Source organism: Streptomyces sp. SKN60, from assembly GCF_026236535.1.
Lineage (GTDB): Bacteria > Actinomycetota > Actinomycetes > Streptomycetales > Streptomycetaceae > Streptomyces.
The window spans coordinates 97,880-121,279 of the sequence record NZ_JAHTMW010000020.1 but is presented as its reverse complement, the minus strand read 5'-3'; the positions used below and the strand labels follow the sequence as shown (position 1 = coordinate 121,279).

Here is a 23,400-nt window from a genome sequence, read left to right as displayed (position 1 = left end):
ACAAGGAGGCCGCGCGGCTGCTCGACTGGGGCTTCGCGGCGACCGGCAAGGTGACGCCGGTGGGTGAGCTGGTGCCGCCGGCGACGGCGGGTACGACGCCGGGTACGACGGGCAGCACGGCCGGGGCCGAGCCCGCCCCCGGCAAGGAGGCGCCGGGCAAGGGCGAGGACGGTACGGGGCACGCGTCGGTCGCCGCGTCGAAGCCGTCCGGCGGGATCGGCATCGCGCTCGCCGTGGCGGGCGGGGTGCTGGTGCTGCTCGCGGGCGCGGTGTTCCTGGTCAACCGGCGCTGGCCGCTGGCGGGGGCGGCCCGTCGCCGTTCCCAGGACCAGACGTCGCCGGACCCGAAGTCCCCGGACCAGGAGTCCCCGGAGACTCCTCCGGTGGACGAGACTCCGGTGACTCCCTGACCCCGACGGCGGTCCACGCCGCGCAGAACAGCAGCAGCTTCGCGGTGAAGTTGATCCAGAGCAGCAGGGCGACCGGCACGCCGAACGCCCCGTACATCGACTTCGCCGCGACGCCCTTCATGTAGCCGCCGAGCAGCAGCTTGAGCAGTTCGAAGCCGACCGCGCCGAGCAGCGCGGCGACCACCAGGTCGCGGCGCTTCGGTTCGACGCCGGGCAGCAGCGTCAGCACGTACGACAGGATCAGGAAGTCCGCGACGATCGCGACCAGGATCGCCGCGGCCTCGATCAGCATCCCGCCGGCGCCCTTGTGCTCGATGCCGAGCTGCTCGGCGCTCCAGCCGACGGCGGTGGAGCCGAGCCAGGACGCGGCGAGCGAGCAGATCATGACCCCGCCGAGGCCGAGCAGCACGCCCGCGTCCTTGCCCTTGCGGACGAACGGGTTGCCCTGGTCGGCGTCGTCGAGGCCCCAGACCGTGCGCAGGCACTCCCGCATCGAGCCGACCCAGCCGATGCCCATGAAGAGCAGCACGGCGCCGGCGACCAGACCGATGGTGCCGGCGTTGTCGACGAGCCCGGCGATGTCGAGCTGGTCGGAGATGCCGGGCACCTGGTCGGCGATCTTCGTCTCGATCTTGTCGAGCTGCTCGGTGGAGAGCAGCGCGGCGCCGATCGCGGCGGCGACGGTGATCAGCGGGAAGAGGGCGAGGAAGCTGAGGAAGGTGATGGCGGCGGCGAGCCGGGCCCAGCGGACCTCGTCGAGCCGCTCGTACGCGTGGTAGGCGTGGGTCCGCATCAGCCGCGCGACCCAGGGGCCGACGACGGGGAGTTTGGTCAGCCAGTCCATGGCGGGCGGCGCGCCTCCTCGGTCGCAGGGTTCCGGAACACCAGGGTCCGGGTCCCCCAGAATCGCAGACAGGTCGCCAGGACCATGCCCACACCGAGTCCTGACACCGTGTCGGCGCGGGCGGAGGTGAGGCCGAGGCCGTGGTGGGAGACGGCGAGGCAGAGCAGCTGGACGGCGGCGCCGGCCAGGTTCACGGCGAAGAAGACGGCGTAGTCGCGGAGGGCGACGGTCGTGGCGCGGCGGCGGTAGGTGCCGAGGGCGTTGCCGAGGTAGGCGACCGTGCAACCGGCCAGGAAGGAGAGGGTCTTGGCGGTGAGCGGGTCCTGGCCGAGCGGCCCGCGGAGGAGGAGGAAGACGGCGAGGTCGGCGGCGTACGCGGCGAGGCCGGCGGCCGCGAAGCCGAGCAGCTCACCGCTCAGGCGCCGGTGCCGGTGCCGGGGCCGGTGCCAGTGCCGGGGCCGGGTCACAGGTCGGCGACCGCCATCCCGTACATCGCCGCCCATACGAGGCCGATGACGGCGAGCGGCCGGTCGCGCAGGACCACGTCCTCGGGGGCGCCGGCGGTGCCGCGGTCGGCGAAGACGGCGTACCGCAGCACGGCGAGGACGAACGCGACGACGGACAGCTGCCGCCACGGCAGCAGCGCGCCGTGCGCGACGCCGCCGCTCTCCAGGGCCCACAGGCAGTAGCCGAGGACGGCGACGACGGCCGCCGACTGCCAGACGAAGCGCAGATACCCGGGCGTGTAATGGGTGAGCAGCGCGCGGGTCGCGCCCTGCGCGTCGGCGAGCTGGACGGCCTCCGAGTAGCGCTTGGCGGCGACCATGAACAGCGCGCCGAAGCCGGTGGTGATGAGGAACCAGCGCGACAGGGGGATGTTCAGGGCGATCCCTCCGGTCATGGCGCGGAGGAGGAAGCCGGCGGCGACGACGGCGAGATCGACGACGAGGACGTGCTTCAGGCGTACGCAGTAGGCGAGTTGCATGGTCAGATACGCGGCGAGCGCCAGCGCCGTCATCCCGTTGCACCAGACCGCCGCGGCCCCCGCCGCCCCGAGCCCGAGCACGGCCCCGGTGCCGTACGCGAGGGGTACGGGCACGATCCCGGCGGCCACCGGCCGGTGCCGCTTGACCGGGTGCGCCCGGTCGGCCGCGGCGTCGCGCGCGTCATTCACCAGATACACGGCCGCCGCGGCCGCCGTGAACAACCCGAACACGACTGCGAGTCGGGCCGCGCTGTGCCACGACCACAGCTGCCCGGCGGCGACGGGCGCGGCGACGACGAGCACGTTCTTGACCCACTGCCGGGGGCGGGAGGTGCGGACGAGCCCGCGGGCGAGGGCGAGGGGGGTGCGCCCCCGCGCCCCTGCGCCGGGGCCCGGCGTGTTCCTCGCCGTGCCGGCGGCGGCGGCAGCCGAGGCGGGGCTCATGCCTGGCGCGACGCCGGTCGCCCCGGCAGCGTCCACGCCGGCGCTGGTGGCGGTGGCGGGCGCGGTGCCGTTGGCCGCGCCGGCGTCCATGGCAGGACCCGTCCGCCAGCCGGCGACCGCGGCGGAGGCGAGGCCCGACACGGTGGCAACGTCCGCGCCGGCGTCAACGCCGGCGGCGATGCTCGGGCCGGCGCCCGGTGCCGGGGCGGCCGTGGTCGTCGAGGTCCGGTCAGGCAACGGGGCCTCCGGTCAGCCAGCGGCGGGCCGCCGCGGCCGTGGCGGCGCCGAGCAGGGCGCCGGCGGCGACGTCGGTCGGGTAGTGGACGCCGACGACGAGGCGGGACACGCACATCGCGGCGGCGGCCGGGACGACGACGTGGCGCACCGGTGGGTGCAGCGTCGCGAAGGCGACGGCGGCGGCCGCGGCCGAGCTCGCGTGCGAGCTCGGGAAGGAGTGGCGCCCGGCGGTCCGCACCAGGGGCGCGAACTCCCCGGCGGGCGGCCGGGCCCGCCGTACCGCCCGCTTCACCCCCATGCTGACCAGGTGCGCGCCACCGACCAGCGCGGTGCCCCGCAGCCAGCCGGCCCGTCGGGGCCGGTCGACGGCGGCGCCGAGCAGCCCGGCGGCCAGCCAGACCGCGCCGTGCTCCCCCGCGAACGACAAGCCGCGCGCCGCACCTCCGACCCCGGCCCGGCCCCCGATGTCGCGAAGGACGTGGAGCAGCCGCCGGTCGAGGCCGGGTGGGCGGGGGGTCGGGGGGTGGGTGCCGCCCCGGACGTGGCCGGGCCCGGAAGCGGGCCCTGTCGAGGCCGCCGCACGGCCGCCCGGCCCGGGCGCCGGCTCGGAAGCGGGTCCCTCCGTACGGCCGTACGGCCCACGGCTCTCCGGCCCGAGCCCGAGACCGAGACCGGAGGCGGGCTCCGCCGGAGCCGCCGTACCGCCGCCCGGGCACGCCGCCCGCTCCGTCCCGCTCGGGTCCGCAATACGCGTCATCGTGGTTCGGCTCCCCGTGTCAGCGCTTCCGCGTCGGCCACCGGCGACTCTGACGCGCCAAGGTGTCCTGCGAAGCAAGACGCTTTCCTGACACTCGTTTAATCACCCATTTCGCCGAACCGGCCATCAATCCCGGCATAAGCGACACTCCCGGCTATACGGTCACCCCATGGCAGCCGACACCTCCGCCGTCAGCGACGCGGACGCGGACATCGACACCCTCACCGGCTGGGGCCGCACCGCCCCCACCCACGCCCGGGTGATCCGCCCCCGGACGTACGAGGAGGCCGCCGCGGCCGTACGGGCGTGCGGGGCGCGGGGGTCGATCGCGCGGGGGCTGGGGCGGGCGTACGGGGACGCGGCGCAGAACGCCGGGGGGTCCGTGCTCGACATGACCGGGCTCGCCCGGATCCGGGCCGTCGACGCCGAGGCCGGGCTCGTGGTGTGCGACGCCGGGGTGAGCCTGCACCACCTGATGGAGGTGCTGCTGCCGCTCGGCTGGTTCGTGCCGGTGAGCCCCGGCACCCGTTACGTCACCGTCGGCGGCGCGGTCGGCGCCGACATCCACGGCAAGAACCACCACGTCTCCGGCTCCTTCTCCCGGCACGTCGTCTCGCTCGACCTGCTCACCGCCGACGGCCAGGTCCGCACGGTCGCCCCCGGCACCCCGCTCTTCGACGCCACCGCCGGCGGCATGGGACTGACCGGGGTGATCCTCTCCGTCACCCTGCGCCTGCTGCCCGTCGAGACCTCCCTCATGTCCGTCGACACCGAACGCGCCACCGACCTCGACGACCTGATGGCCCGGCTGACCGCCACCGACCACCGCCACCGCTACTCCGTCGCCTGGATCGACCTGCTCGCGCGCGGCGCGTCGACCGGCCGGGCCGTCCTCACCCGCGGCGACCACGCCCCGTACGACGCCCTGCCGGTACGGGCGCGGCGGGCCCGGCGCGAGCCGCTGGCCTTCCGGCCGGGGCGGCTGCCCGCAGCCCCCGCGTACGTCCCCGAGGGGCTGCTCGGCCGCACCACCGTCGGCCTGTTCAACGAGCTCTGGTACCGCAAGGCCCCCCGGCACTCCACCGGCCGGCTGCAGTCCCTCGGGTCCTTCTTCCACCCGCTCGACGGCGTGCCGCACTGGAACCGGATCTACGGGCGCGGCGGCTTCGTGCAGTACCAGTTCGTCGTCGGCCACGGCCGGGAGGAGACCCTGCGCCGGGTGGTGCGGCGCATCGCGACCCGGCGCTGCCCGTCCTTCCTGGCCGTCCTGAAGCGCTTCGGCGAGGCGGACCCGGGCTGGCTGTCGTTCCCGATGCCCGGCTGGACCCTGGCGCTCGACATCCCGGCCTCGCTCAGCGGCCTCGGCGCCTTCCTCGACGAGCTGGACGAGGAGGTCGTCGCGGCCGGCGGCCGGGTCTACCTCGCGAAGGACTCCCGGCTCAGGCCCGAGCTGCTCGCCGCGATGTACCCCCGGCTCGGCGACTTCCGCGAGCTGCGCGCCGCGCTCGACCCGCGCTCGGTCTTCGTCTCCGACCTGGCCCGCCGGCTCGCCCTCTGAACCCCCTGGCCCCCTGAACCCCTGCCGTCCCTCCCGTCCCTTGTCCCCTCCGGAGCGTGAACGTCATGAAGGACGCCTTCGGCGCACCCCAGTCCCTCCTCATCCTCGGCGGCACCTCCGAGATCGGCCTCGCCACCGCCCGCCGGCTGATCGCCCGCCGCACCCGTACGGTGTGGCTGGCCGGCCGCCCCTCCCCCGCGCTCGCCGCCGCCGCGGACTCGCTGCGCGCGCTGGGCGCCGACGTGCACACCGTGCCCTTCGACGCGCTCGACACCGACTCCCACGAGGAGCGGCTCGGGAAGATCTTCACCGAGGGCGACATCGACCTCGTCCTGCTCGCCTTCGGCGTCCTCGGCGACCAGGTGCGCGACGAGTCCGACCCGCTCTCCGCGGTCCGGGTCGCCCAGACCAACTACACCGGCGCCGTCTCGGCCGGCCTGGTCTGCGCCCAGGCGCTGCAGACGCAGGGGCACGGCTCGCTGGTGGTGCTGTCCTCGGTGGCGGGCGAGCGGGCCCGGCGGGCGAACTTCATCTACGGCTCGTCGAAGGCCGGGCTCGACGCCTTCGCCCAGGGCCTCGGCGACGCGATGCACGGCACCGGGGTGCACGTGATGGTGGTACGGCCCGGCTTCGTCCGCACCCGGATGACCGCGGGCCTCGCGGAGGCGCCGCTCGCGACCACCCCGGAGGCGGTCGCGACGGCGATCGAGCTGGGGCTGCGGCGCCGCTCGGAGACGGTGTGGGTGCCGGGCGCGCTGCGCGTGGTGATGTCGGCCCTGCGGCACGTGCCGCGTCCGCTGTTCCGCCGCCTGCCGGTGTAGCCGTACGGGGCCCAGGCCGGAGCCGGCGCGCCTAGAGCGGGGTCGTGGCCGGGGCGTCGACCGGGCTGCCGCCCTGTGCCGGGACGGCGGAGATCGTACGGCCGCTGCCGAACTCGTAGTCGTACAGCTTCCGCCACACCTCGTCCGCGCCCTGCTCGTACAGCGCGAAGGAACGGCAGGTCCACTCCGCCGCGTAACCGGACAGCTCCTCGAAGGCGCGGTCCATCGCCTCCTCGGCGATGCCGTGCGCGACGGTGACGTGCGGGTGGTACGGGAACTGGAGCTCGCGCGGGACCGGGCCGGCCTCGTCGCGGACGCGCTGCTGGAGCAGGTCGCAGCCGGTCGCGCCCTCGACGAGCTTGACGAAGACCACCGGGGAGAGCGGCCGGAAGGTGCCGGTGCCCTCCAGGCGCATCGCGAAGGGCCGGCTGAGCGCCGCGATCGAGGCGAGGTGCGCCTCGATCTCCGGCAGCCGCTCCGCGGCGACCTCGGTCGGCGGCAGCAGCGTGACGTGGGTCGGAATGCCGTGCGCGGCGGGATCCCCGAAGCCCGCGCGCCGCTCCTGGAGCAGGCTGCCGTGAGGCTCCGGGACCGCGATCGAAACGCCGAGCGTTACGGTCCCCACGTCGTTCTCCTCCATCGTCCAGGATTGTGGTGGTGCAGCCGCCAGTGTGCGGCTTGCACCACCCTTTCGGCCAGAGTCGTTCGACCCGTGCCCGGGCACGTGCCCCGGATCAGTGCTTGGCGGGCAGGAAGCCAATCTTCTCGTACGTCTGCGCCAGCGTCTCGGCGGCGACCGCCCGGGCCTTCTCCGCGCCCTTGGCCAGCACCGAGTCCAAGGTCTCGGGGTCGTCCAGGTACTCCTGGGTGCGGGTACGGAAGGGAGTGACGAAGTCCACCATGACCTCGGCGAGGTCGGTCTTCAGGGCGCCGTACATCTTGCCCTCGTAGCTCTTCTCCAGGTCCTCGACGGACGTGGAGGTGAGCGTGGACATGATGCTGAGCAGGTTGGAGACGCCGGCCTTGTGCTCCGGGTCGAAGCGGATCACCGTGTCGGTGTCGGTGACCGCGCTCTTGACCTTCTTCGCGGTGACCTTCGGGTCGTCCAGGAGGTTGATGAGGCCCTTCGGCGTGGACGCCGACTTGCTCATCTTGATCGCCGGGTCCTGGAGGTCGTAGATCTTCCCCGTCTCCTTGAGGATGTACGGCGCGGGGATCGTGAACGTCTCGCCGAAGCGCCCGTTGAAGCGCTCCGCGAGGTCGCGGGTCAGCTCGATGTGCTGGCGCTGGTCCTCGCCGACCGGGACCTGGTCGGCCTGGTACAGCAGGATGTCGGCGACCTGGAGGATCGGGTACGTGAAGAGGCCGACGGTCGCGCGGTCGGCGCCCTGCTTCGCGGACTTGTCCTTGAACTGGGTCATCCGGGAGGCCTCGCCGAAGCCGGTGAGGCAGTTCATCACCCAGCCGAGCTGGGCGTGCTCGGGGACGTGGCTCTGGACGAAGAGGGTGCAGCGCTCCGGGTCGAGGCCGGCGGCGAGCAGCTGGGCGGCGGCGAGCCGGGTGTTGGCGCGCAGCTCGGCGGGGTCCTGCGGGACCGTGATCGCGTGCAGGTCCACGACCATGTAGAAGGCGTCGTGGGACTCCTGCAGCGCGACCCACTGCCGGACGGCGCCGAGGTAGTTGCCGAGGTGGAACGAGCCTGCGGTGGGCTGGATTCCGGAGAGCACACGAGGTCGATCAGAGGCCATGCTCATCATTCTCTCAGGTGTGCGGAGCGTTCCCGGACTGCCCGCCCACCGCGGGCCGGTGAGACGCGGAACACACGTCTCTCTTCGGACGGGTGAAGGGCGTCAGACGGGCAGGCCCGGGGCCGGGAAGGCGGCCATGAGCTCGGCGACCTCGGCGCGGATCACGGCGAGGGCGTCCTCGTCGCCCTTGCCCGCGGCGGTGACACCGCGGTCGATCCAGTCGGCGACCTGCGGCATGTGCGTGACGTCGAGGCCACGGGAAGTGAGGGACGGGGTGCCGATGCGGACGCCGGACGGGTCGAAGGGCTTGCGGGGGTCGTAGGGGACGGTGTTGTAGTTCACGACGATCCCGGCCCGGTCGAGGGCCTTGGCGGCGACCTTGCCGGGGACCTCCTTGGGGGTGAGGTCCATCAGGATCAGGTGGTTGTCGGTGCCGCCGGAGACCAGGTCGAAGCCGCGGGCGAGCAGCGCCTCGGCGAGCGCCCTGGCGTTGGCGACGACGGCGTGGGCGTAGTCCCGGAAGGCGGGCCGGGCCGCCTCGTGCAGGGCGACGGCGATGGCGGCGGTGGTCTGGTTGTGCGGGCCGCCCTGGAGGCCGGGGAAGACGGCCTTGTCGAGGGCCTTGGCGTGCTCGGCGCGGGACATCAGCATGGCGCCGCGCGGGCCGCGCAGGGTCTTGTGGGTGGTCGTGGAGATCACGTCCACGTGGCCGACCGGGGACGGGTGGGCGCCGCCGGCGATGAGGCCGGCGATGTGGGCGACGTCGGCGACGAGCACGGCGCCGGCCTCGCGGGCGATCTCCCCGAAGGCGGCGAAGTCGATCGTGCGGGGCAGCGCGGTGCCGCCGCAGAAGATCACCTTGGGCCGCTCGGCGAGGGCGAGCTCGCGGACCTGGTCGAAGTCGATGAGCCCGTTGTCCTGGCGTACGCCGTACTGCACGCCCCGGAACCAGGTGCCGGTGGCGGAGACGCCCCAGCCGTGGGTGAGGTGGCCGCCCATGGGCAGGGCCATGCCCATCACGGTGTCGCCGGGCTGGGCGAAGGCGAGGTAGACGGCGAGGTTGGCCGGGGAGCCGGAGTACGGCTGGACGTTGGCGTGGTCGACGCCGAAGAGGGCCTTGGCGCGCTCGATCGCGAGGGTCTCGACCTGGTCGATGTTCTGCTGGCCCTCGTAGTAGCGGCGGCCGGGGTAGCCCTCGCTGTACTTGTTCTGCAGGACGGTGCCGGAGGCTTCGAGGACGGCGGCGGAGACGTAGTTCTCGCTGGGGATGAGCCGCAGGGTCTCGGCCTGCAGCCGCTCCTCGGCGCCGACGAGCGCGGCGAGCTCGGGGTCGGCGGCGGAGAGGGCGGGGTGATGGGCGGGAAGGCCGGTGGGGGGAAGGCCGGTGGCGGGAAGGTTCATGGCGTGCGCTCCTCCGGGCAGCTGGGTCCCGACGCGCGTGGCGCACGGGACTCGACGGTGTGTCCCGTGATGCCCAGGCGGGCGGCACCTCGTGTGGTCTGCCGCGCACGGCTCCCCCGGGGTCGGTTCCCCGTACGCCAGTCGCCGTGCGTGTTTCCACAGTAGCGGGCGCGTCGTCGCCGGAGGTTTCCCCGTCCGGCATGCGAGCGACGATAAGAAAAGGGAGCCACACCCGCACCTGCCGCAGGACGAACGGAGATCCCGTGTCGAGTACGTCGAGGACGCAAGACGAGATCGCTGCCGCGGACGCGCACAGCGCCCACAACTACCACCCCCTGCCCGTGGTCGTCGCGTCCGCCGAGGGCGCGTGGATGACCGATGTCGAGGGGCGCCGCTTCCTCGACATGCTCGCCGGGTACTCGGCGCTCAATTTCGGCCACGGCAACCGACGCCTGATCGACGCCGCCAAGGCACAGCTCGACCGGGTGACGCTGACCTCGCGGGCCTTCCACCACGACCGGTTCGGCGAGTTCTGCGAGCGCCTTGCCGAGCTGTGCGGCAAGGAGGCGGTGCTCCCGATGAACACGGGCGCGGAGGCCGTGGAGACGGCGGTGAAGACCGCGCGGAAGTGGGGGTACGAGGTGAAGGGCGTGCCGGACGGGCACGCGAAGATCGTGGTCGCGGCGAACAACTTCCACGGCCGGACGACGACGATCGTCAGCTTCTCCACGGACCACGAGGCGCGCGACCACTTCGGCCCGTACACGCCGGGGTTCGAGATCGTGCCGTACGGGGACCTGACGGCCCTGGAGACGGCGGTCACCGAGAACACGGTGGCGGTGCTGCTCGAACCCATCCAGGGCGAGGCGGGCGTCCTCGTCCCGCCGCCCGGCTATCTGCGCGGGGTGCGGGAGCTGACGGCCCGGCGGAACGTGCTGTTCATGGCCGACGAGATCCAGTCGGGCCTGGGCCGTACGGGGAAGACCTTCGCGTGCGAGCACGAGGGCGTGGTGCCGGACGTCTACGTCCTCGGCAAGGCGCTCGGCGGCGGCGTGGTGCCGGTGTCGGCGGTGGTCGCGGACCGCGACGTCCTCGGGGTGTTCCGGCCGGGCGAGCACGGCTCGACCTTCGGCGGCAACCCGCTGGCCTGCGCGGTCGCCCTGGAGGTGATCGCGATGCTGCGCACCGGCGAGTACCAGCAGCGGGCCGCCGAACTGGGCGAGCACCTGCACGCGGAGCTGGGCCTCCTGGTGGGCGGCGGCGCGGTGGAGGCGGTGCGCGGCCGGGGCCTGTGGGCGGGCGTGGACATCGCGCCCTCGAAGGGCACGGGCCGGCAGATCTCGGAGCGGCTGATGGAGCGGGGCGTCCTGGTGAAGGACACCCACGGGTCGACGATCCGGATCGCGCCGCCGCTGGTGATCTCGAAGGAGGACCTGGACTGGGGGTTGGAGCAGCTGCGGGCGGTGCTGTCGGAGTGACGGCGGCCCGGACGGCCTGACGGCCTGAGCCGGTTGCGCTCCGGTGCGCCCCCTCGTCGTGCGGCGGAATGCGCCCTGACGAGGGGGCATGAGCAGTACGATCGGTGGCATGAGCGGTAGTAAGAAGTACTCGATCAGCCTGCCGGAGGAGCTTGCGGAGGACGTGCGCAGCCGTGTCGGGCCCGGCGGGTTCTCCGCGTACGTCGCCGAGGCGCTGGAGCAGCGGCTCGCCATGGAGCGGCTCCGGGAGATCGTGGCCGACTTCGAGATCGACAACGACCCGCTGACCGAGGAGGAGCGCGAGGCCGCCCGTGCCGAGCTGCGCCATCACTCGCCCGGCGTGGACGACGGCCGCGACGGCGAGCAGCCCCAGGCTGCCGCCTGATGGCGGGGACGCTGCTGCTGGACAGCGAAGGACTCTCGAAGCTCTACCTCAAGGACCGGCGTGTCGTGGTGCGCGTCGAGGTCGCGGCCGAGAAGGGCGTCCGGGTGGCCACCACGGCGATGACCCGCCTGGAGGCCGACTACGAGCGCGTTCACCCGGCGCGCATCCAGTGGGTCCTGTCCCGCATCGACGTGCACGACGTCACCCGGTCCGTGAGCGACGAGGCCGCCGTGCTCCTGCGAGAACACGGCCTGCACGGACACAAGTACGCGATCGACGCCGTCCTGGCCGCGATCGCCCGCCGCGCACCGGGCCCGGTCACCGTCCTGACCTCGGATCCGGAGGATCTGACGCTGCTCTGCGGCCCGGCCGTCACCGTCCTGAAGATCTGACGTCGGGCCAGGAGCCGGAGCGGACAGGCCCGCCAGGGCGTGACAGGCCCTACAGGATCACGTGCGGGATGAAGCGGGCGTACTCGTCCGTGACCAGGCCCGCCGACTCGCGGATGCCGAGCCCCGCCGACTCGTCGCCGACGGTCCACGCGCCGAGCACGACCCGGTTGCCGTCGAAGTCGGGCAGCGGGGCGAGCTCCTGGTAGCAGACCGGCTCGTCGCCGAGCACGACCGGGGCGCCCGGCTCGTGGATCGTGACGCCCGCGCCCTCGCGGCCGAGCAGCGGCTTGGCCACCCAGCCGGTGGTGGTGGCGAGTTCGCGCGGGCCGTCGAGGTAGGCGGGCAGCAGGTTGGGGTGGCCCGGGTAGAGCTCCCAGAGGATCGCCAGGAGCGCCTTGTTGGAGAGCAGCATCTTCCAGGCGGGCTCGATCCAGCAGGTGGTGCCGCTGCCGCCGCCGTTGTCCAGGGTGTCGAGGACGTACGGGCCGAAGGCGTCCGTGGTCAGCCACTCCCACGGGTAGAGCTTGAAGCACGCGCGGATGAAGCGCAGCCGGTCGTCGACGAAGCGCCCGGAGATGCGGTCCCAGCCGATCCGCTCGACCGACAGCGCCTCGGTCGCGAGGCCGGCCTGCTGGGCGGTCTCGCGGAGGTATGCGACGGTCATCAGGTCCTCGCCGAGCTCGTCGACGTCGGAGTGGACGAAGTGCACGGGACTGCCGGGCGGCAGCAGGTGCGCCTGCCGCTTCCAGGCGTCGACGAGGCGCTCGTGGAGGGAGTTCCACTGGTCGGCGCCGGGGAAGCGCTCCTCCATCCAGAACCACTGCGGGCTGGCGGCCTCCACGAGGGAGGTGGGGGTGTCGGCGTTGTACTCCAGCATCTTCGCCGGGCCCGTGCCGTCGTAACGCAGGTCGAAGCGGGCGTAGATGGTGGGGAGTTCGGCGCGGCGGCGCCAGGACTCGGCGACCCGGCGGGCGAGCCGGCGGTCGGTGATGCCGAGCTCGGCGAACCGGTCCTTCTCGACGATGTGCGCCGCCGCGGCGAGGCACATGGCGTGCAACTCCTCGACGACCTCCTCCAGGGTCTCCACCTCGGGCAGGCTGAAGGAGTAGTAGGCGCTCTCGTCCCAGTAGGGGCGCAGGGAGTCGTCGGGGTAACGGGTCAGGGGGTAGATCAGGCCCTGCTCCTCGACGGTCTGCTGCCAGCCGGGCCGCGGTTCGATGGTGTGGCGCCGCACGGGGGATCAGCCGCCGGAGGAGGAACCGTGGCCGCCGAAGCCGCCGCTGGAGACCGCGGACTTGTCGAAGCTGCCGCCGCTGACCTTGCCGTTGCTGGAGGAGCCGCCGTAGTAGTAGCGGCCGGAGTGGCTGTGGCTGGAGCTGCTGCCGTCGCTGTCGCCGTCACCGCCACCGCACTCGTAGTCCGGGAGCTCCTTGTAGGTCACCGGGTCGATGCAGCGGCGGTCGGGCTCGGACGAGCAGGCCGTCAGCGTCGCGGCGAGCAGGCCCACTCCGCCCAGGACCACCGTGGTCGACCTCACTCTGCGCATGTCCGTCCCCGTCCCTCCCTGTGGGCCGGGCTGGCGGCGGCTGCCGGCACCCGGTTGCGACCGCACAGTGTAGGCCCGGCGTGAACGCGCGTCCGATCCCCGTCGCACTAGAGTCCCTTTCGTGCTTCTTGGGATGATCTGCGCGCTCGGTTCGGCCGTCTGTTTCGGCGCTGCCTCCGTCTTCCAGGCGCTCGGCGCGCGGGCCGCCGGACCCGGCACGGGCGGCGGGGTCGACGTGGCGCTGCAGTGGCGGGCGCTGCGGCAGTGGCGGTACGTGGCCGGGCTCGGCATGGACGGACTCGGCTTCGTCCTGCAGATCGTGGCGCTGCGGACCCTGCCGATCTACGTGGTCGGCGCGTCGCTCGCGGCGAGCCTCGCGGTAACGGCGGTGATCGCCTCCCGGATGCTGAAGGTGCGGCTCAGCCGTACGGAGTGGGCGGCGGTCGCGGTGGTCTGCCTGGGGCTCGCGATGCTGGCGCTCGCGTCCGGCCGGGAGGGCCACGAGGGCGCCGACGCCGTGCTGTCCTGGGGCCTGCTCGCGGCCTCCTTCGGCGTCCTCGCGGCGGGCGCCGCCGCCGGCCGCCTCCCGAACCGCCCCCGCGCCCTCACCCTCGGCCTCGCGGGCGGCCTCGGCTTCGGCGTGGTCGAGATCGCGGTCCGCCTCCTCGACTCCTTCGACCTGACCGACCCGGCCCTCTACGCCCTCCTGGTCGGCGGCGGCAGCGCCTTCCTCCTCTACACCTCCGCCCTCAACCGCGGCGCCGTCACCACCGCCACCGCCGGCCTCGTCCTCGGCGAAACCATCGGCCCCGCCGTCGTCGGCATCACCTGGCTCGGCGACACCACCCGCCCCGGCCTGGGCTGGCTCGCCCTCCTGGGCTTCGCGGTGGCGGTGGCGGGCTCGCTGACGCTGGCGCGGTTCGGCGAGGCGCCGGCAGAGGCGGAGGGGAAGGCGTCGGCGAGGACGCCGGGGGCGGGGGGCTGAGGCCGCGGCGAGTGCGTCGGCTGGGGCCGGGGCCGGGAGCCGGCCGGGGGCCGGGAGCTAGCCGAAGGCGGGGGCCGAGCCCAGGGGCTGGCGGGGCCCGCTGTCAGCGCGGCGAACGCTCGGGCTCCGGCCGAAGGCCGGGAGCCGACCCTAGAGCCGGGCCAGGGCCCGGGCCGGAGGTCCGGCGGTGCCGGCCGGAGGCCCGGCGGGGCCGGCCGACCGGTCAGGGGGCGGGGTGCGAAGGGGCCGGGGCTTCGGCGTTGCGGCGGAAGGCCGTGCGGTAGGCGCTCGGGCGGTGGCCCGTGTGGCGGGTGAAGAGGGCGGCGAAGGTGCCGGGGTCCTGGTAGCCGACCGAGGCGGCGATGGCGGCGACGGTGCGGTCGGTGGTCTCCAGGAGGTGGCGGGCGCGGCGGACGCGGGCGGACTGGAGGTGGGCGAGCGGGGTGTGGCCGGTTTCGGCGGAGAAGCGGCGCAGGAGGGTGCGGGTGCTGACGCGGAAGGCGGCGGCGAGAGCGGGGAGGTCGTAGCGGGCGGCGAGGTTCTGGTCGAGGCGGCGCATGACCCGCTGGGAGAACTCGCTGCCGGGCTGCGGCAGCAGGCTCGGGTCGACGTACGGGGTCTGGGAGGTGCGGGCGTCGTCGACGAGGGCGAGCCGGGCGGTGGTCCGGGCGACCCGCGGGCCGCTGTGGTGGCGGATCAGTTCCAGCGCGAAGTCGTACATCGCGCCGAAGGCGGCCGTGGTCGTCACGCCCCGGTCGGTCACGACCAGGTGCTCGGGCCGTACGTCGGCCGCCGGGTACCGCCGGGCGAGGGCGTCCGCGTGCAGCCAGGACGTGGTGGCCCGGCGCCCGTCGAGCAGCCCGGCCTCGGCGAGCAGAAAGGCGCCGACGCACAGCGACACCACCGCCGTACCGGCCGCCGCCCGCGCGCGGATCGCGGCGATCTCGGGCGCGAGCCCGCCGAGCCACGCGTCCAGGTCCGCGCCCAGGCGCAGTTCGAACCCGGGGACCACGAGGACGTCCACCTCGCACAGCGGCCCCACGTCCAGGCTCGCGCCGCCCGACGCGACGACCCGGCGGCGGGGCGACACGATCACGCCCCGGTACCCGGGCGCCTCCGGGCCCGCCACATGCGCGGCCATCGTCAACAGATCGGGTACGCCGAAGACTTCGGACGCGAAGCAGCCCGGGTACGCGAGGACCCCGACCCGCAGCTCCCCCGGCGTCGCCATCCGCCGCCCCCTCCCCCCGTACCGACTGGCGAGATTACCCCCGGACCTGGCGATCCGGCCCCTCAACGGGACACCCCACGGCCCGTCACGCTGACGCCCATGACCAAAGACGATGCCATCGAGGACTTCGACCGCCGCCGCGTCACCGTCCACGGCGTGACCAAGCACGTGTACGTCGCCGGCGCCGGGCCCGCCGTCGTCGTGCTGCCCGAGATGCCGGGCATCAGCCCCGACGTGCTGCGGCTCGCCCGCTGGGTGCGGGACGCGGGTCTGACCGTGTACGTGCCGTCCCTGTTCGGTACCGACGGCGCCTTCCCGACGGCCGACGGCGGTCAGGAGGTGGTCCGCCGGGCCTGCGTCAGCGCGGAGTTCCGCGCGTTCGCCGGCGGCGGCACCAGCCCCGTCACCCGGTGGCTGCGCGGCCTTGCGCGCCAGGCGCACGCGGAGTGCGGCGGGCCCGGCGTGGGCGCGATCGGGCTCTGCTTCACCGGCAACTTCGCGCTCACCATGGCCCTGGAGCCGGCCGTCGTCGCGCCCGTCGTCAACCACCCCTCCCTCCCCCTCGACGACCCCGCCGGGATCGAGCTGGACCCGGCCGACGCGCGGGCCGTCCGCGACCGGCTGACCCGCGACGGGCTCACCGTCCTCGCCTACCGCTTCGCGGGCGACCGCTGGTGCACGGGGCAGCGCTTCGCCGCGTACCGCGCTCTCCTCGGCGACGCGTTCGACGGCCGGGTCCTGCCGGACAGCGCCGCGAACCCCGCCCCGCCGCCCTTCTTCGCCGAGGTCGTCGGCACTCCGCACAGCGTCGTCACCGCACACCTCGTCGACGAGGCCGGGCATCCGACCCTCCGCGCCCGCGACGAGATCCTCGCCTTCCTCACCGCCCGGCTGCTGCCTCGCTAGGGCAGCACCCGGCACAGCGCTTCGAGCGCGCCCGACCAGGCGCTGTCCGACGGGGTGCCGTAGCCGACGACCAGGGCGTCGCGGGTGCGCGGGACGGTGGGGTGTCGGAAGCGGTTGATGCCGAGCAGGGCCAGGCCCTGGAAGGCGGCGGCGCGCAGCACCGACTCCTCGGTGCCCTCGGGGAGTTCGAGGACCGCGTGCAGTCCGGCCGCGATGCCGCTGATCCGGGTCTCGGGCGAGGCGGCGGCGACCGCCGCGACGAGCTGGTCGCGGCGGCGCCGGTAGCGCAGCCGCATGGCCCGTACGTGCCGGTCGTACGCGCCGGAGGCGAGGAACTCCGCGAAGGTGAGCTGGTCGGTCGCGCTGGACACCCAGTCGACGGTGCCTTTCGTCGCGACGACCTCGTCGACGAGCTGTTCGGGCAGCACCATCCAGGCGATCCGCAGGCCCGGCGCGAGGGACTTGCTCGCGGTGCCGAGGTAGACGACCCGGTCCGGGTCGAGCCCCTGCAAAGCGCCCACCGGCTGCCGGTCGTAGCGGAACTCCCCGTCGTAGTCGTCCTCCAGGAGCAGCCCGCCGGCCGCCCGCGCCCAGTCGACGGCCGCCGCGCGCCGGTCGGGCCGGAGGGCGCCGCCGGTCGGGAACTGGTGGGCGGGCGTCAGCAGGACCGCCCCGATCGCACCCCGCTCCTTCGACGCCAACTCCTCGGTGCGGGTGCCGCGTTCGTCGAACGGCAGGGCCGGCATCCGCAGCCCGGCGCGGTCCAGCAGGTCCCAGTGGACGTCGAGGCCGTACGACTCGACGGCCACCTCCCGCACCCCGCGGGCCCGCAGCACCTGCCCCATCAGCATCAGGCCGTGCACGAACCCCGAGCAGAGCACGATCCGTTCGGGCCGCGCGTACACGCCGCGGGCCCGCGCGAGGTATTCGGCGAGCACGGTGCGCAGTTCGATCCGGCCGCGGGGGTCGCCGTAACCGAAGGCCTCGTGGGGCGCGGCCATGAGCGCCTTGCGGGCGGCCTTGAGCCAGTCGGCGCGGGGGAAGGAGGCGAGGTCGGGGGTGCCGGGGCGCAGGTTGTACGTGGGCTTGCCGGCGGGCGGCGCGGTGACGGAGCGGCTGTGCGGGGCGACGGCGGGGGCGGCCCGCAGGGCCTGGCGGCGGGGTACGGAGCGCTGGGCCACCCGGGTGCCGGAGCCCTGCCGGGCGGTGAGCCAGCCCTCGGCGACGAGTTCGGCGTAGGCGTCGGCGACGGTGTTGCGGGCCACGCCCAGGTCGACGGCGAGGGAGCGCGAGGACGGCAGCCGGGTCCCGGCGGCGAGGCGCCCGCTGCGCACGGCGTCCCGGAGCGCGTTCATCAGGCCCTCGCGCAGGCCCTCCCCCTGCCCGTGCGGTTCGAGGTGCAGGTCGGCGCCGAAAGTGGCCCAGTCATTCGCCATGGGAATGGACCATACCTGGGCACCACCCCGTCCGTACGGTGGTCGGCATGACCACCACCACGACGCAGGACACCGCACAGGCCGCCACGACGGCGTACGCCCCCGAGCACCCGGCCCGGCAGGCCTTCGCCGAGCGGCACCCCGAGTTCTACAAGGCCATGATCGGCCTGGAGATCGCCGCGTCCAAGCATGTCGAGCCGAAGCTCTACGAGCTGATCAAGATCCGCGCCTCGCAGATCAACAACTGCGCCTTCTGCCTGGACATGCACACCAAGGACGCGCTGGCGGCGGGCGAGAGCGTCCAGCGGATCGTGCAGCTGGCGGCCTGGCGCGAGTCGAAGCACTTCTACACGGAGCGGGAGCTCGCCGCGCTCGCCCTGACGGAGGCGGTCACCGTCCTCACCGACGGCTTCGTGCCGGACGAGGTGTACGCGGAGGCGGCCCGCCATTTCGAGGAGACCGAGCTCGCGCACGTCATCGGCGCGATCGTGACGATCAACTCCTGGAACCGGATCGCCGTCACCACCCGCATGGTCCCGGGCCACTACACCCCCGGGGCGTACAAGAAGTGAGCGAGCGCGCGAGCGAGCCGGCCCGCACGCTGCGCGCGCTGCACCTCGGCCGGGCGGCCGGCGATCCGCTGGTGCTGCCCGGCCCGTGGGACGCGGCGAGCGCCGTCGCCTTCGAGGCGGCCGGCTTCCCGGCCCTCGCCACGCCCAGCGCCGGGATCGCCCGGTCGCTGGGGTACGAGGACGGGAGCACGCCCGCCGACGAGATGTTCGCCCAGGTCGCGCGGATCGTCCGGGCGGTGTCCGTCCCGGTGACCGCGGACGTGGAGGGCGGTTACGGGCTCGCGCCGAAGGAGCTCGTCGAACGGGTCCTGGAGACCGGCGCGGCCGGCGTGAACCTGGAGGACTCCGACGCCCGGGGCGGTCTGAAGGACACCCATGAGCACGCCGACCTGCTGGCGGCGGTACGGGCGGAGGCCGGGGACGCGCTCTTCGTCAACGCCCGCGTCGACGTCTACCTGCGCGACGTCCCCGCACCCGCGACCGCGGCCGTGACCCGGTCCCTGCGGTACGCGGCGGCGGGCGCCGACTGCGTGTACCCCATCGCCGCCCCGGCCGCCGACCTGCCGGCCCTGCGAGCCGGCCTCGGCCCGGACCTGCCGCTCAACTTCCTGGCCCGCCCGGACAGCCCGCCGTTCGCCGAGCTCGGCCGCCTGGGCGCGACCCGGATCACCTTCGGCCCGGGCCTGTTGCTCCGTACGCTCGACCATGTCCGTGCTCTGGCCGAGGAGTTGCGCGGCGCGTAGGCCGGAGGCGGGCCGTTCAGCTCTCGTCGTCGGACGGCTCGTCCTGGACGCGCAGTCCGGCGACCCAGAGCGGGCTCAGCAGGTGCAGCACGAGGGCCGCGACCATGAGCGGCACCGTGAGGCGGGACAGGTCGACGTCGGTGTACAGCTCGGCTGCCACCACTGCGGCCGTGCCGGCGAGGAGCAGCCGGCCGGTCAGCTGGTGCGCGAGGGAGCGGACGCGGTCCCGCTCGACCAGCTGGCGCTCGTCGAGCATCCGGGCGCGCAGCTCCAGGAGTCCGCGGGTGGCCCCGTTGATCGCACCGGTCGCCACGACCCACGGCAGCAGCAGCGCCACCATGGTGATCGCCCCCGGGACCCCGCCCCAGCCGAAGAACGCGCCGAGCACGCCGGCCGTGAGCGCGATGTGCACGCCCACCAGGGCCTTGCGGCGCCCGGCGGTCGCGAACAGGGCCGCGGCCTCACGGTTGTTCATCACGGCGTACATGCGCCGGTCGTAGCGCGTCGCGGTCGTCGTCATCACTTCGTCCTCCCGTAGACCTCTGTGGTGAGCGGCTGGAACGGCTCCAGGGAGAACAGCGCCTCCACTGGCAGCTCGAAGTACCGGGCCACCTTCAGGGCCAGGTCGAGACTCGGGTTGTACTGGCCGCGCTCGATGTAGCCGATGGTCTGGTAGTGGACGCCCACTGCCTCGGCCAGCGCCTGCCGCGACACCTTCCGCTCGGCCCTGACGACCGAGAGCCTGTTGTGCACCTGCTCGCTCATGTATAAGAAGTACTACATTCCATTGTGGTTGCACAACACAGCGCCCCCGGCCGGAGAATCCGGCCGGGGGCGCTGTGGAAAGCGGTCAGGCGGCGATCAAGCGGCGGTCAGACTCAGATGAGGCCGAGCTCGCGCACGGCGTCGCGCTCCTCGGAGAGCTCGTTGACCGAGGCGTCGATGCGGGCGCGGGAGAACTCGTTGATCTCCAGGCCCTGGACGATCTCGTACTTGCCGTCCTTGCAGGTGACCGGGAAGGAGGAGATGAGGCCCTCCGGGACGCCGTAGGAGCCGTCGGACGGGACGCCCATGGAGGTCCAGTCGCCCTCGGCGGTGCCGTTGACCCAGGTGTAGACGTGGTCAATGGCGGCGTTCGCGGCGGAGGCCGCGGAGGACGCGCCACGGGCGTCGATGATCGCGGCGCCGCGCTTGGCGACGGTCGGGATGAAGGTGTCGGCCAGCCAGGCCTGGTCGCCGACGACCTCGGCGGCGTTCTTGCCGGCGATCTCCGCGTGGAAGATGTCCGGGTACTGGGTCGCGGAGTGGTTGCCCCAGATGGTGAGGCGCTTGATGTCCGTGACCGAGGAGCCGGTCTTCTGGGCCAGCTGCGTCAGGGCGCGGTTGTGGTCCAGGCGGGTCATCGCGGTGAAGCGCTCGGCCGGGACGCCCTTGGCGGCCGACTGGGCGATCAGGGCGTTGGTGTTGGCCGGGTTGCCGACGACCAGGACCTTGATGTCGTCCGCGGCGTGGGCGGCGATGGCCTCGCCCTGCGGCTTGAAGATGCCGCCGTTGGCGGCGAGCAGGTCGCCGCGCTCCATGCCCGGACCGCGCGGACGCGCGCCGACGAGCAGGCCGATGTTGGCGCCCTCGAAGCCCTTGTTCGGGTCGTCGAAGATGTCGATGCCCTTGAGCAGCGGGAACGCGCAGTCGTCGAGCTCCATGGCGGTGCCCTCGGCGGCCTTCACGCCCTGCGGGATCTCGAGGAGGCGCAGCTTGACCGGCACGTCCGCGCCGAGCAGGTGGCCGGAGGCGATGCGGAAGAGCAGCGCGTAGCCGATCTGGCCGGCCGCGCCGGTCACGGTGACATTCACGGGAGTGCGGGTCATGGCGATCTCCGTAAGACAGCTGGCGGTGGGGGTCCCTGCCCCTGATGCTGGACGTCTCCCCTTGATCGATCGATGTCTCGACGTGAAGAGATATCCAGCGGTCAGGCTATCGGACCCAGGGCGGTGCGCACCCCCACCCCCTTGTGGTGCGGCTCACCCCACACGTACGCATAACGAGCCACGTACCGGAATCGTCACTTCCGTCACCTCCGTGCCACAACGGTCCGGCGGGCCTTGATCGGGCATTGGCACGTACATGACCCTGGAGCGCAGCGGCGCCCGTCCTCCCACGGGGGAGAGGACGGGCGCCGTCACTTCTCTGCGAGGCAGGCCTCAGGCCTCAGGCCTCAGCTCACCGTCAGATGGAGGATGTCCTCCAGGAACGGGATCCGCAGCCAGGGCTCCGGCTGCACCATCAGCGCGAGCAGCACGATCAGGCCGCCCATCACCCCGTACGTGATCATGTCGGTGAAGCGGGAGCGCACCGCCAGCATGCCGACCGAGGGCAGTACGCGACGCAGCACCGCACCCGTCAGGAGCGCCGCCCCGACCAGCAGGGTGCCGACCCGGAAGGCCTGCGGGAACAGATCGGTGCCCACGATCAGCAGCCCGAGCGCGGTCAGGCCGAGCACGGTGAGCAGCGGCCACTGGCGCGCCGGCGCCGGCGCGTCGCCCGGCGCCGCCCGGCCGCCGCCCTCGGGGCGGGCGGTCGTGGTCGTGAGCGTGGCCCGGGGGTGGCGGCGCGGGCGTACGGCCTCGGCCCCATCGGCACCCACGGCCACGCCGGCACCGGCACCCATGGCCGCACCGGCATCCGCACCCGCACCCGCACCGGCGTCCGGCTCCTCCGGGATCCGCGGCGCCTCCGCGTCGGAGGAAGACATGGTCAGCGGACCCCGGCCGCGCGCTCGGCGGCCTCGACGACGTTGACGAGCAGCTGGGCGCGGGTCATCGGGCCGACGCCGCCCGGGTTCGGGGAGATCCAGCCGGCCACCTCGGTCACGCCCGGGTGGACGTCGCCGACGATCTTGCCGTCGGCGTCGCGCGAGACGCCGACGTCCAGCACGGCCGCGCCAGGCTTCACGTCCTCCGGCTTGATCAGATGCCCGACACCGGCCGCCGCGACGATGATGTCGGCGCGCCGCAGGTGTGCCGCGAGGTCCTTGGTGCCGGTGTGGCACTGGGTCACGGTGGCGTTCTCGGAGCGGCGGGTCAGCAGCAGCGGCATCGGGCGCCCGATGGTCACCCCCCGGCCCACGACCACGACCTCCGCGCCGTTGATCTCCACGCCGTGCCGCCGCAGCAGGTTGATGACGCCATTGGGGGTGCAGGGCAGCGGGGCGGGCTCGTTGAGGACGAGCCGGCCGAGGTTCATCGGGTGCAGGCCGTCGGCGTCCTTCGCCGGGTCCATGAGCTCCAGGATGCGGTTCTCGTCGATGCCCTTGGGGAGCGGCAGCTGCACGATGTAGCCGGTGCAGGCCGGGTCCTCGTTGAGCTCGCGCACGACCGCCTCGATCTCCTCCTGCGTGGCGGTGCCGGGGAGTTCGCGCTGGATGGAGGCGATGCCGACCTGCGCGCAGTCGCGGTGCTTGCCGGCGACGTACTTCTGGCTGCCCGGATCGTCGCCGACCAGGACGGTGCCGAGGCCGGGCGTGACGCCCCGCTCCTTGAGAGCCGCCACACGGACGGTCAGATCGGACTTGATCGCGGCTGCGGTGGCCTTGCCATCGAGAATCTGGGCGCTCATGCGGACATCTTCCCGGATGGGCCCCGCCGGATTCCAATTCGGAAGCAGAGGTTGCACTTGCACAACCGCACTGCGTATCGACTGGACAAGCAGTCGCCGTTTTGACGACGATGATCTGCGCAGTGCCGCGAGCAGTGCCGGGGGGCAACACCGCTCATACGTCGTGAGACACGCATGACACCTCCTCCGCGCAGGGCCGCGACGCACGTCCCCGCACAGGAATCAACGGAGGAACCCCCGATGAGCTTCGGCGACCCGAACAACCCCTACGGCCAGCAGCCGCAGGGCCAGCCCGGATACGGCCAGCCCCCGCAGGGCCAGCCCGGTTACGGCTACCCCCAGCAGGCCCCGCAGGGCGTCCCGCCGCAGCAGGGCTACGGCTACCCGGCGGCCCCGCCGGTGTCGCCGTACGGCGGCGGGTACCCGCAGGGCCCGGCCAAGATGCCCGGTCTGATGACCGCGGCGCGCGTGATCATGTACATCCTGTCCGGCCTGCAGATCCTGATCGCGATCATCGCGGGCATCGCCATCGGCGCCGCGTCCGGCGCCTCGGACTCGGAGGCGGCGGGGGCGCTGGCCGGCCTGGGCTTCGCCATCGTCGTGTTCCTGCTGATCATCGCCGGTCTCGGCATCTTCCTCGCCGTGAAGTTCGCCACCGGCGGCACCGCGATCCGCGTCCTCACGATCATCTACGCCTCGCTGATGATCCTCGGCGCGATCGGCAACTTCACCTCGGGCCAGGCGACCGGCGCGGCCGGCGGCATCATCAGCCTCGCCCTCGGCGGCATCATCCTCGCCTCGATGGTGGGCCCGCAGGCCTCGGCCTGGTTCAACCGCCCGCGCTTCTGATCCCGGTCTCGCGGCATACGCGAAGGGGCCCCCGTTCCGTCCGGAACCGGGGGCCCC

The 23,400-nt window shown here is 73.5% G+C and carries 26 protein-coding genes and 1 riboswitch; of the genes, 10 read left to right on the top strand and 16 right to left on the bottom strand.

Going from position 1 to position 23,400, the window contains the following annotated elements:
- Positions 1-279: 279 nt before the first annotated feature.
- The 4 genes from KV205_RS28725 to KV205_RS28710 form a co-directional block, all read right to left on the bottom strand.
- Positions 280-1,254 (bottom strand): YihY/virulence factor BrkB family protein, encoded by a 975-nt coding sequence (locus tag KV205_RS28725; RefSeq protein ID WP_265867599.1) that lies wholly within the window; start codon positions 1,252-1,254, stop codon positions 280-282.
- On the bottom strand, positions 1,242-1,757 hold the full coding sequence (locus tag KV205_RS28720; RefSeq protein ID WP_274710957.1) for a GtrA family protein: 516 nt from the start codon (positions 1,755-1,757) through the stop codon (positions 1,242-1,244). The genes KV205_RS28725 and KV205_RS28720 overlap by 13 nt, the downstream gene beginning before the upstream one ends.
- Complete coding sequence (locus KV205_RS28715) at positions 1,718-2,683, bottom strand: decaprenyl-phosphate phosphoribosyltransferase (RefSeq protein WP_265867633.1); 966 nt, start codon at positions 2,681-2,683, stop codon at positions 1,718-1,720. Before KV205_RS28715 ends, KV205_RS28720 begins: the two co-directional genes overlap by 40 nt.
- 229 nt (positions 2,684-2,912) lie before the next feature.
- Positions 2,913-3,407, bottom strand: a complete 495-nt coding sequence (locus KV205_RS28710) for a phosphatase PAP2 family protein (RefSeq protein WP_265867632.1) — start codon at positions 3,405-3,407, stop codon at positions 2,913-2,915.
- 439 nt (positions 3,408-3,846) lie between these two features.
- Between KV205_RS28710 and KV205_RS28705 the strand changes: the two genes are divergently transcribed.
- Positions 3,847-5,235: an FAD-binding protein gene (locus KV205_RS28705; RefSeq protein WP_265867596.1), complete on the top strand. Its 1,389-nt coding sequence runs from the start codon at positions 3,847-3,849 to the stop codon at positions 5,233-5,235.
- Between the two features lie 65 nt (positions 5,236-5,300).
- Complete coding sequence (locus KV205_RS28700) at positions 5,301-6,056, top strand: decaprenylphospho-beta-D-erythro-pentofuranosid-2-ulose 2-reductase (RefSeq protein ID WP_265867631.1); 756 nt, start codon at positions 5,301-5,303, stop codon at positions 6,054-6,056.
- A 31-nt stretch (positions 6,057-6,087) separates the two neighbouring features.
- Here KV205_RS28700 and KV205_RS28695 read toward each other — a convergent pair whose 3' ends face one another.
- From KV205_RS28695 to glyA, 3 genes are all read right to left on the bottom strand, one after another.
- Positions 6,088-6,681 (bottom strand): 2'-5' RNA ligase family protein, encoded by a 594-nt coding sequence (locus KV205_RS28695; protein WP_265867594.1) that lies wholly within the window; start codon positions 6,679-6,681, stop codon positions 6,088-6,090.
- A 109-nt stretch (positions 6,682-6,790) separates the two neighbouring features.
- The gene (gene trpS, locus KV205_RS28690; RefSeq protein ID WP_265867593.1) at positions 6,791-7,804 is read right to left on the bottom strand and encodes a tryptophan--tRNA ligase; all 1,014 of its coding nucleotides are present in this window, start codon (positions 7,802-7,804) and stop codon (positions 6,791-6,793) included.
- A gap of 102 nt (positions 7,805-7,906) precedes the next feature.
- Positions 7,907-9,205, bottom strand: a complete 1,299-nt coding sequence (gene glyA, locus KV205_RS28685; RefSeq protein WP_265867591.1) for a serine hydroxymethyltransferase — start codon at positions 9,203-9,205, stop codon at positions 7,907-7,909.
- A 64-nt stretch (positions 9,206-9,269) separates the two neighbouring features.
- Positions 9,270-9,360: riboswitch (ZMP/ZTP riboswitch) on the bottom strand.
- A 108-nt stretch (positions 9,361-9,468) separates the two neighbouring features.
- Between glyA and rocD the strand changes: the two genes are divergently transcribed.
- The 3 genes from rocD (at position 9,469) to KV205_RS28670 (ending at position 11,460) form a co-directional block, all read left to right on the top strand.
- Positions 9,469-10,683, top strand: coding sequence for an ornithine--oxo-acid transaminase (gene rocD, locus KV205_RS28680; RefSeq protein WP_265867590.1), 1,215 nt, complete (start codon positions 9,469-9,471; stop codon positions 10,681-10,683).
- Between the two features lie 109 nt (positions 10,684-10,792).
- A complete protein-coding gene (locus tag KV205_RS28675; protein ID WP_265867589.1) occupies positions 10,793-11,068 on the top strand; it encodes a hypothetical protein in 276 nt (91 codons plus the stop codon).
- Entirely contained in the window at positions 11,068-11,460 is a 393-nt protein-coding gene (locus KV205_RS28670; protein ID WP_265867588.1) for a DNA-binding protein, read from the top strand. Before KV205_RS28675 ends, KV205_RS28670 begins: the two co-directional genes overlap by 1 nt.
- 49 nt (positions 11,461-11,509) lie before the next feature.
- Here the strand turns inward: KV205_RS28670 and KV205_RS28665 are convergent, their stop codons facing one another.
- Both KV205_RS28665 and KV205_RS28660 read right to left on the bottom strand, forming a co-directional pair.
- Complete coding sequence (locus KV205_RS28665; protein ID WP_265867587.1) at positions 11,510-12,694, bottom strand: glutathionylspermidine synthase family protein; 1,185 nt, start codon at positions 12,692-12,694, stop codon at positions 11,510-11,512.
- A 6-nt stretch (positions 12,695-12,700) separates the two neighbouring features.
- Complete coding sequence (locus KV205_RS28660) at positions 12,701-13,006, bottom strand: hypothetical protein (RefSeq protein ID WP_265867586.1); 306 nt, start codon at positions 13,004-13,006, stop codon at positions 12,701-12,703.
- 133 nt (positions 13,007-13,139) lie between these two features.
- On the opposite strand from KV205_RS28660, the gene KV205_RS28655 reads away from it, so the two are divergent.
- The gene (locus tag KV205_RS28655) at positions 13,140-13,991 is read left to right on the top strand and encodes a hypothetical protein (RefSeq protein ID WP_265867630.1); all 852 of its coding nucleotides are present in this window, start codon (positions 13,140-13,142) and stop codon (positions 13,989-13,991) included.
- A gap of 223 nt (positions 13,992-14,214) precedes the next feature.
- Here the strand turns inward: KV205_RS28655 and KV205_RS28650 are convergent, their stop codons facing one another.
- The gene (locus KV205_RS28650) at positions 14,215-15,222 is read right to left on the bottom strand and encodes a GlxA family transcriptional regulator (RefSeq protein WP_265867585.1); all 1,008 of its coding nucleotides are present in this window, start codon (positions 15,220-15,222) and stop codon (positions 14,215-14,217) included.
- Between the two features lie 99 nt (positions 15,223-15,321).
- Here KV205_RS28650 and KV205_RS28645 point away from each other — a divergent pair, with 99 nt between their 5' ends.
- Positions 15,322-16,128, top strand: a complete 807-nt coding sequence (locus KV205_RS28645; protein WP_265867584.1) for a dienelactone hydrolase family protein — start codon at positions 15,322-15,324, stop codon at positions 16,126-16,128.
- Here KV205_RS28645 and KV205_RS28640 read toward each other — a convergent pair.
- Positions 16,125-17,564 (bottom strand): PLP-dependent aminotransferase family protein, encoded by a 1,440-nt coding sequence (locus tag KV205_RS28640; RefSeq protein WP_265867583.1) that lies wholly within the window; start codon positions 17,562-17,564, stop codon positions 16,125-16,127. The genes KV205_RS28645 and KV205_RS28640 overlap by 4 nt on opposite strands.
- A gap of 47 nt (positions 17,565-17,611) precedes the next feature.
- On the opposite strand from KV205_RS28640, the gene KV205_RS28635 reads away from it, so the two are divergent.
- Positions 17,612-18,136 carry a carboxymuconolactone decarboxylase family protein gene (locus KV205_RS28635; protein ID WP_265867582.1) on the top strand — a complete coding sequence of 175 codons (525 nt, stop codon included), beginning with the start codon at positions 17,612-17,614 and terminating at the stop codon, positions 18,134-18,136.
- Positions 18,133-18,879 carry an isocitrate lyase/phosphoenolpyruvate mutase family protein gene (locus KV205_RS28630; protein WP_265867581.1) on the top strand — a complete coding sequence of 249 codons (747 nt, stop codon included), beginning with the start codon at positions 18,133-18,135 and terminating at the stop codon, positions 18,877-18,879. Before KV205_RS28635 ends, KV205_RS28630 begins: the two co-directional genes overlap by 4 nt.
- 16 nt (positions 18,880-18,895) lie before the next feature.
- Here KV205_RS28630 and KV205_RS28625 read toward each other — a convergent pair whose 3' ends face one another.
- The 5 genes from KV205_RS28625 to KV205_RS28605 form a co-directional block, all read right to left on the bottom strand.
- Positions 18,896-19,399: a hypothetical protein gene (locus KV205_RS28625; protein ID WP_265867580.1), complete on the bottom strand. Its 504-nt coding sequence runs from the start codon at positions 19,397-19,399 to the stop codon at positions 18,896-18,898.
- On the bottom strand, positions 19,399-19,644 hold the full coding sequence (locus KV205_RS28620) for a helix-turn-helix transcriptional regulator (RefSeq protein ID WP_265867579.1): 246 nt from the start codon (positions 19,642-19,644) through the stop codon (positions 19,399-19,401). Before KV205_RS28620 ends, KV205_RS28625 begins: the two co-directional genes overlap by 1 nt.
- Positions 19,645-19,757: 113 nt before the next feature.
- Positions 19,758-20,747, bottom strand: a complete 990-nt coding sequence (locus KV205_RS28615) for a malate dehydrogenase (RefSeq protein WP_265867578.1) — start codon at positions 20,745-20,747, stop codon at positions 19,758-19,760.
- Positions 20,748-21,094: 347 nt separating this feature from the next.
- Entirely contained in the window at positions 21,095-21,631 is a 537-nt protein-coding gene (locus KV205_RS28610) for a DUF3017 domain-containing protein (RefSeq protein ID WP_265867577.1), read from the bottom strand.
- 2 nt (positions 21,632-21,633) lie between these two features.
- Entirely contained in the window at positions 21,634-22,494 is an 861-nt protein-coding gene (locus KV205_RS28605) for a bifunctional methylenetetrahydrofolate dehydrogenase/methenyltetrahydrofolate cyclohydrolase (RefSeq protein WP_265867575.1), read from the bottom strand.
- Positions 22,495-22,734: 240 nt separating this feature from the next.
- Here KV205_RS28605 and KV205_RS28600 point away from each other — a divergent pair, with 240 nt between their 5' ends.
- Entirely contained in the window at positions 22,735-23,343 is a 609-nt protein-coding gene (locus KV205_RS28600) for a hypothetical protein (RefSeq protein WP_265867574.1), read from the top strand.
- The last annotated feature ends 57 nt before the right edge of the window (positions 23,344-23,400 follow it).

Coding starts and splice junctions, on each gene's coding strand:
- KV205_RS28700 (WP_265867631.1), top strand. CDS start 5,301: ATGAAGGACGCCTTCGGCGCACCCCAGTCCCTCCTCATCCTCGGCGGC.
- KV205_RS28725 (WP_265867599.1), bottom strand. CDS start 1,254: ATGGACTGGCTGACCAAACTCCCCGTCGTCGGCCCCTGGGTCGCGCGG.
- glyA (WP_265867591.1), bottom strand. CDS start 9,205: ATGAACCTTCCCGCCACCGGCCTTCCCCCCACCGGCCTTCCCGCCCAT.
- KV205_RS28720 (WP_274710957.1), bottom strand. CDS start 1,757: ATGGGCGGCGATGTACGGGATGGCGGTCGCCGACCTGTGACCCGGCCC.
- KV205_RS28625 (WP_265867580.1), bottom strand. CDS start 19,399: ATGACGACGACCGCGACGCGCTACGACCGGCGCATGTACGCCGTGATG.
- trpS (WP_265867593.1), bottom strand. CDS start 7,804: ATGGCCTCTGATCGACCTCGTGTGCTCTCCGGAATCCAGCCCACCGCA.
- KV205_RS28675 (WP_265867589.1), top strand. CDS start 10,793: ATGAGCGGTAGTAAGAAGTACTCGATCAGCCTGCCGGAGGAGCTTGCG.
- KV205_RS28610 (WP_265867577.1), bottom strand. CDS start 21,631: ATGTCTTCCTCCGACGCGGAGGCGCCGCGGATCCCGGAGGAGCCGGAC.
- KV205_RS28655 (WP_265867630.1), top strand. CDS start 13,140: ATGATCTGCGCGCTCGGTTCGGCCGTCTGTTTCGGCGCTGCCTCCGTC.
- KV205_RS28620 (WP_265867579.1), bottom strand. CDS start 19,644: ATGAGCGAGCAGGTGCACAACAGGCTCTCGGTCGTCAGGGCCGAGCGG.
- KV205_RS28600 (WP_265867574.1), top strand. CDS start 22,735: ATGAGCTTCGGCGACCCGAACAACCCCTACGGCCAGCAGCCGCAGGGC.
- KV205_RS28670 (WP_265867588.1), top strand. CDS start 11,068: ATGGCGGGGACGCTGCTGCTGGACAGCGAAGGACTCTCGAAGCTCTAC.
- KV205_RS28605 (WP_265867575.1), bottom strand. CDS start 22,494: ATGAGCGCCCAGATTCTCGATGGCAAGGCCACCGCAGCCGCGATCAAG.
- KV205_RS28715 (WP_265867633.1), bottom strand. CDS start 2,683: ATGAGCCCCGCCTCGGCTGCCGCCGCCGCCGGCACGGCGAGGAACACG.
- KV205_RS28660 (WP_265867586.1), bottom strand. CDS start 13,006: ATGCGCAGAGTGAGGTCGACCACGGTGGTCCTGGGCGGAGTGGGCCTG.
- KV205_RS28705 (WP_265867596.1), top strand. CDS start 3,847: ATGGCAGCCGACACCTCCGCCGTCAGCGACGCGGACGCGGACATCGAC.
- KV205_RS28635 (WP_265867582.1), top strand. CDS start 17,612: ATGACCACCACCACGACGCAGGACACCGCACAGGCCGCCACGACGGCG.
- KV205_RS28645 (WP_265867584.1), top strand. CDS start 15,322: ATGACCAAAGACGATGCCATCGAGGACTTCGACCGCCGCCGCGTCACC.
- KV205_RS28640 (WP_265867583.1), bottom strand. CDS start 17,564: ATGGCGAATGACTGGGCCACTTTCGGCGCCGACCTGCACCTCGAACCG.
- KV205_RS28650 (WP_265867585.1), bottom strand. CDS start 15,222: ATGGCGACGCCGGGGGAGCTGCGGGTCGGGGTCCTCGCGTACCCGGGC.
- KV205_RS28615 (WP_265867578.1), bottom strand. CDS start 20,747: ATGACCCGCACTCCCGTGAATGTCACCGTGACCGGCGCGGCCGGCCAG.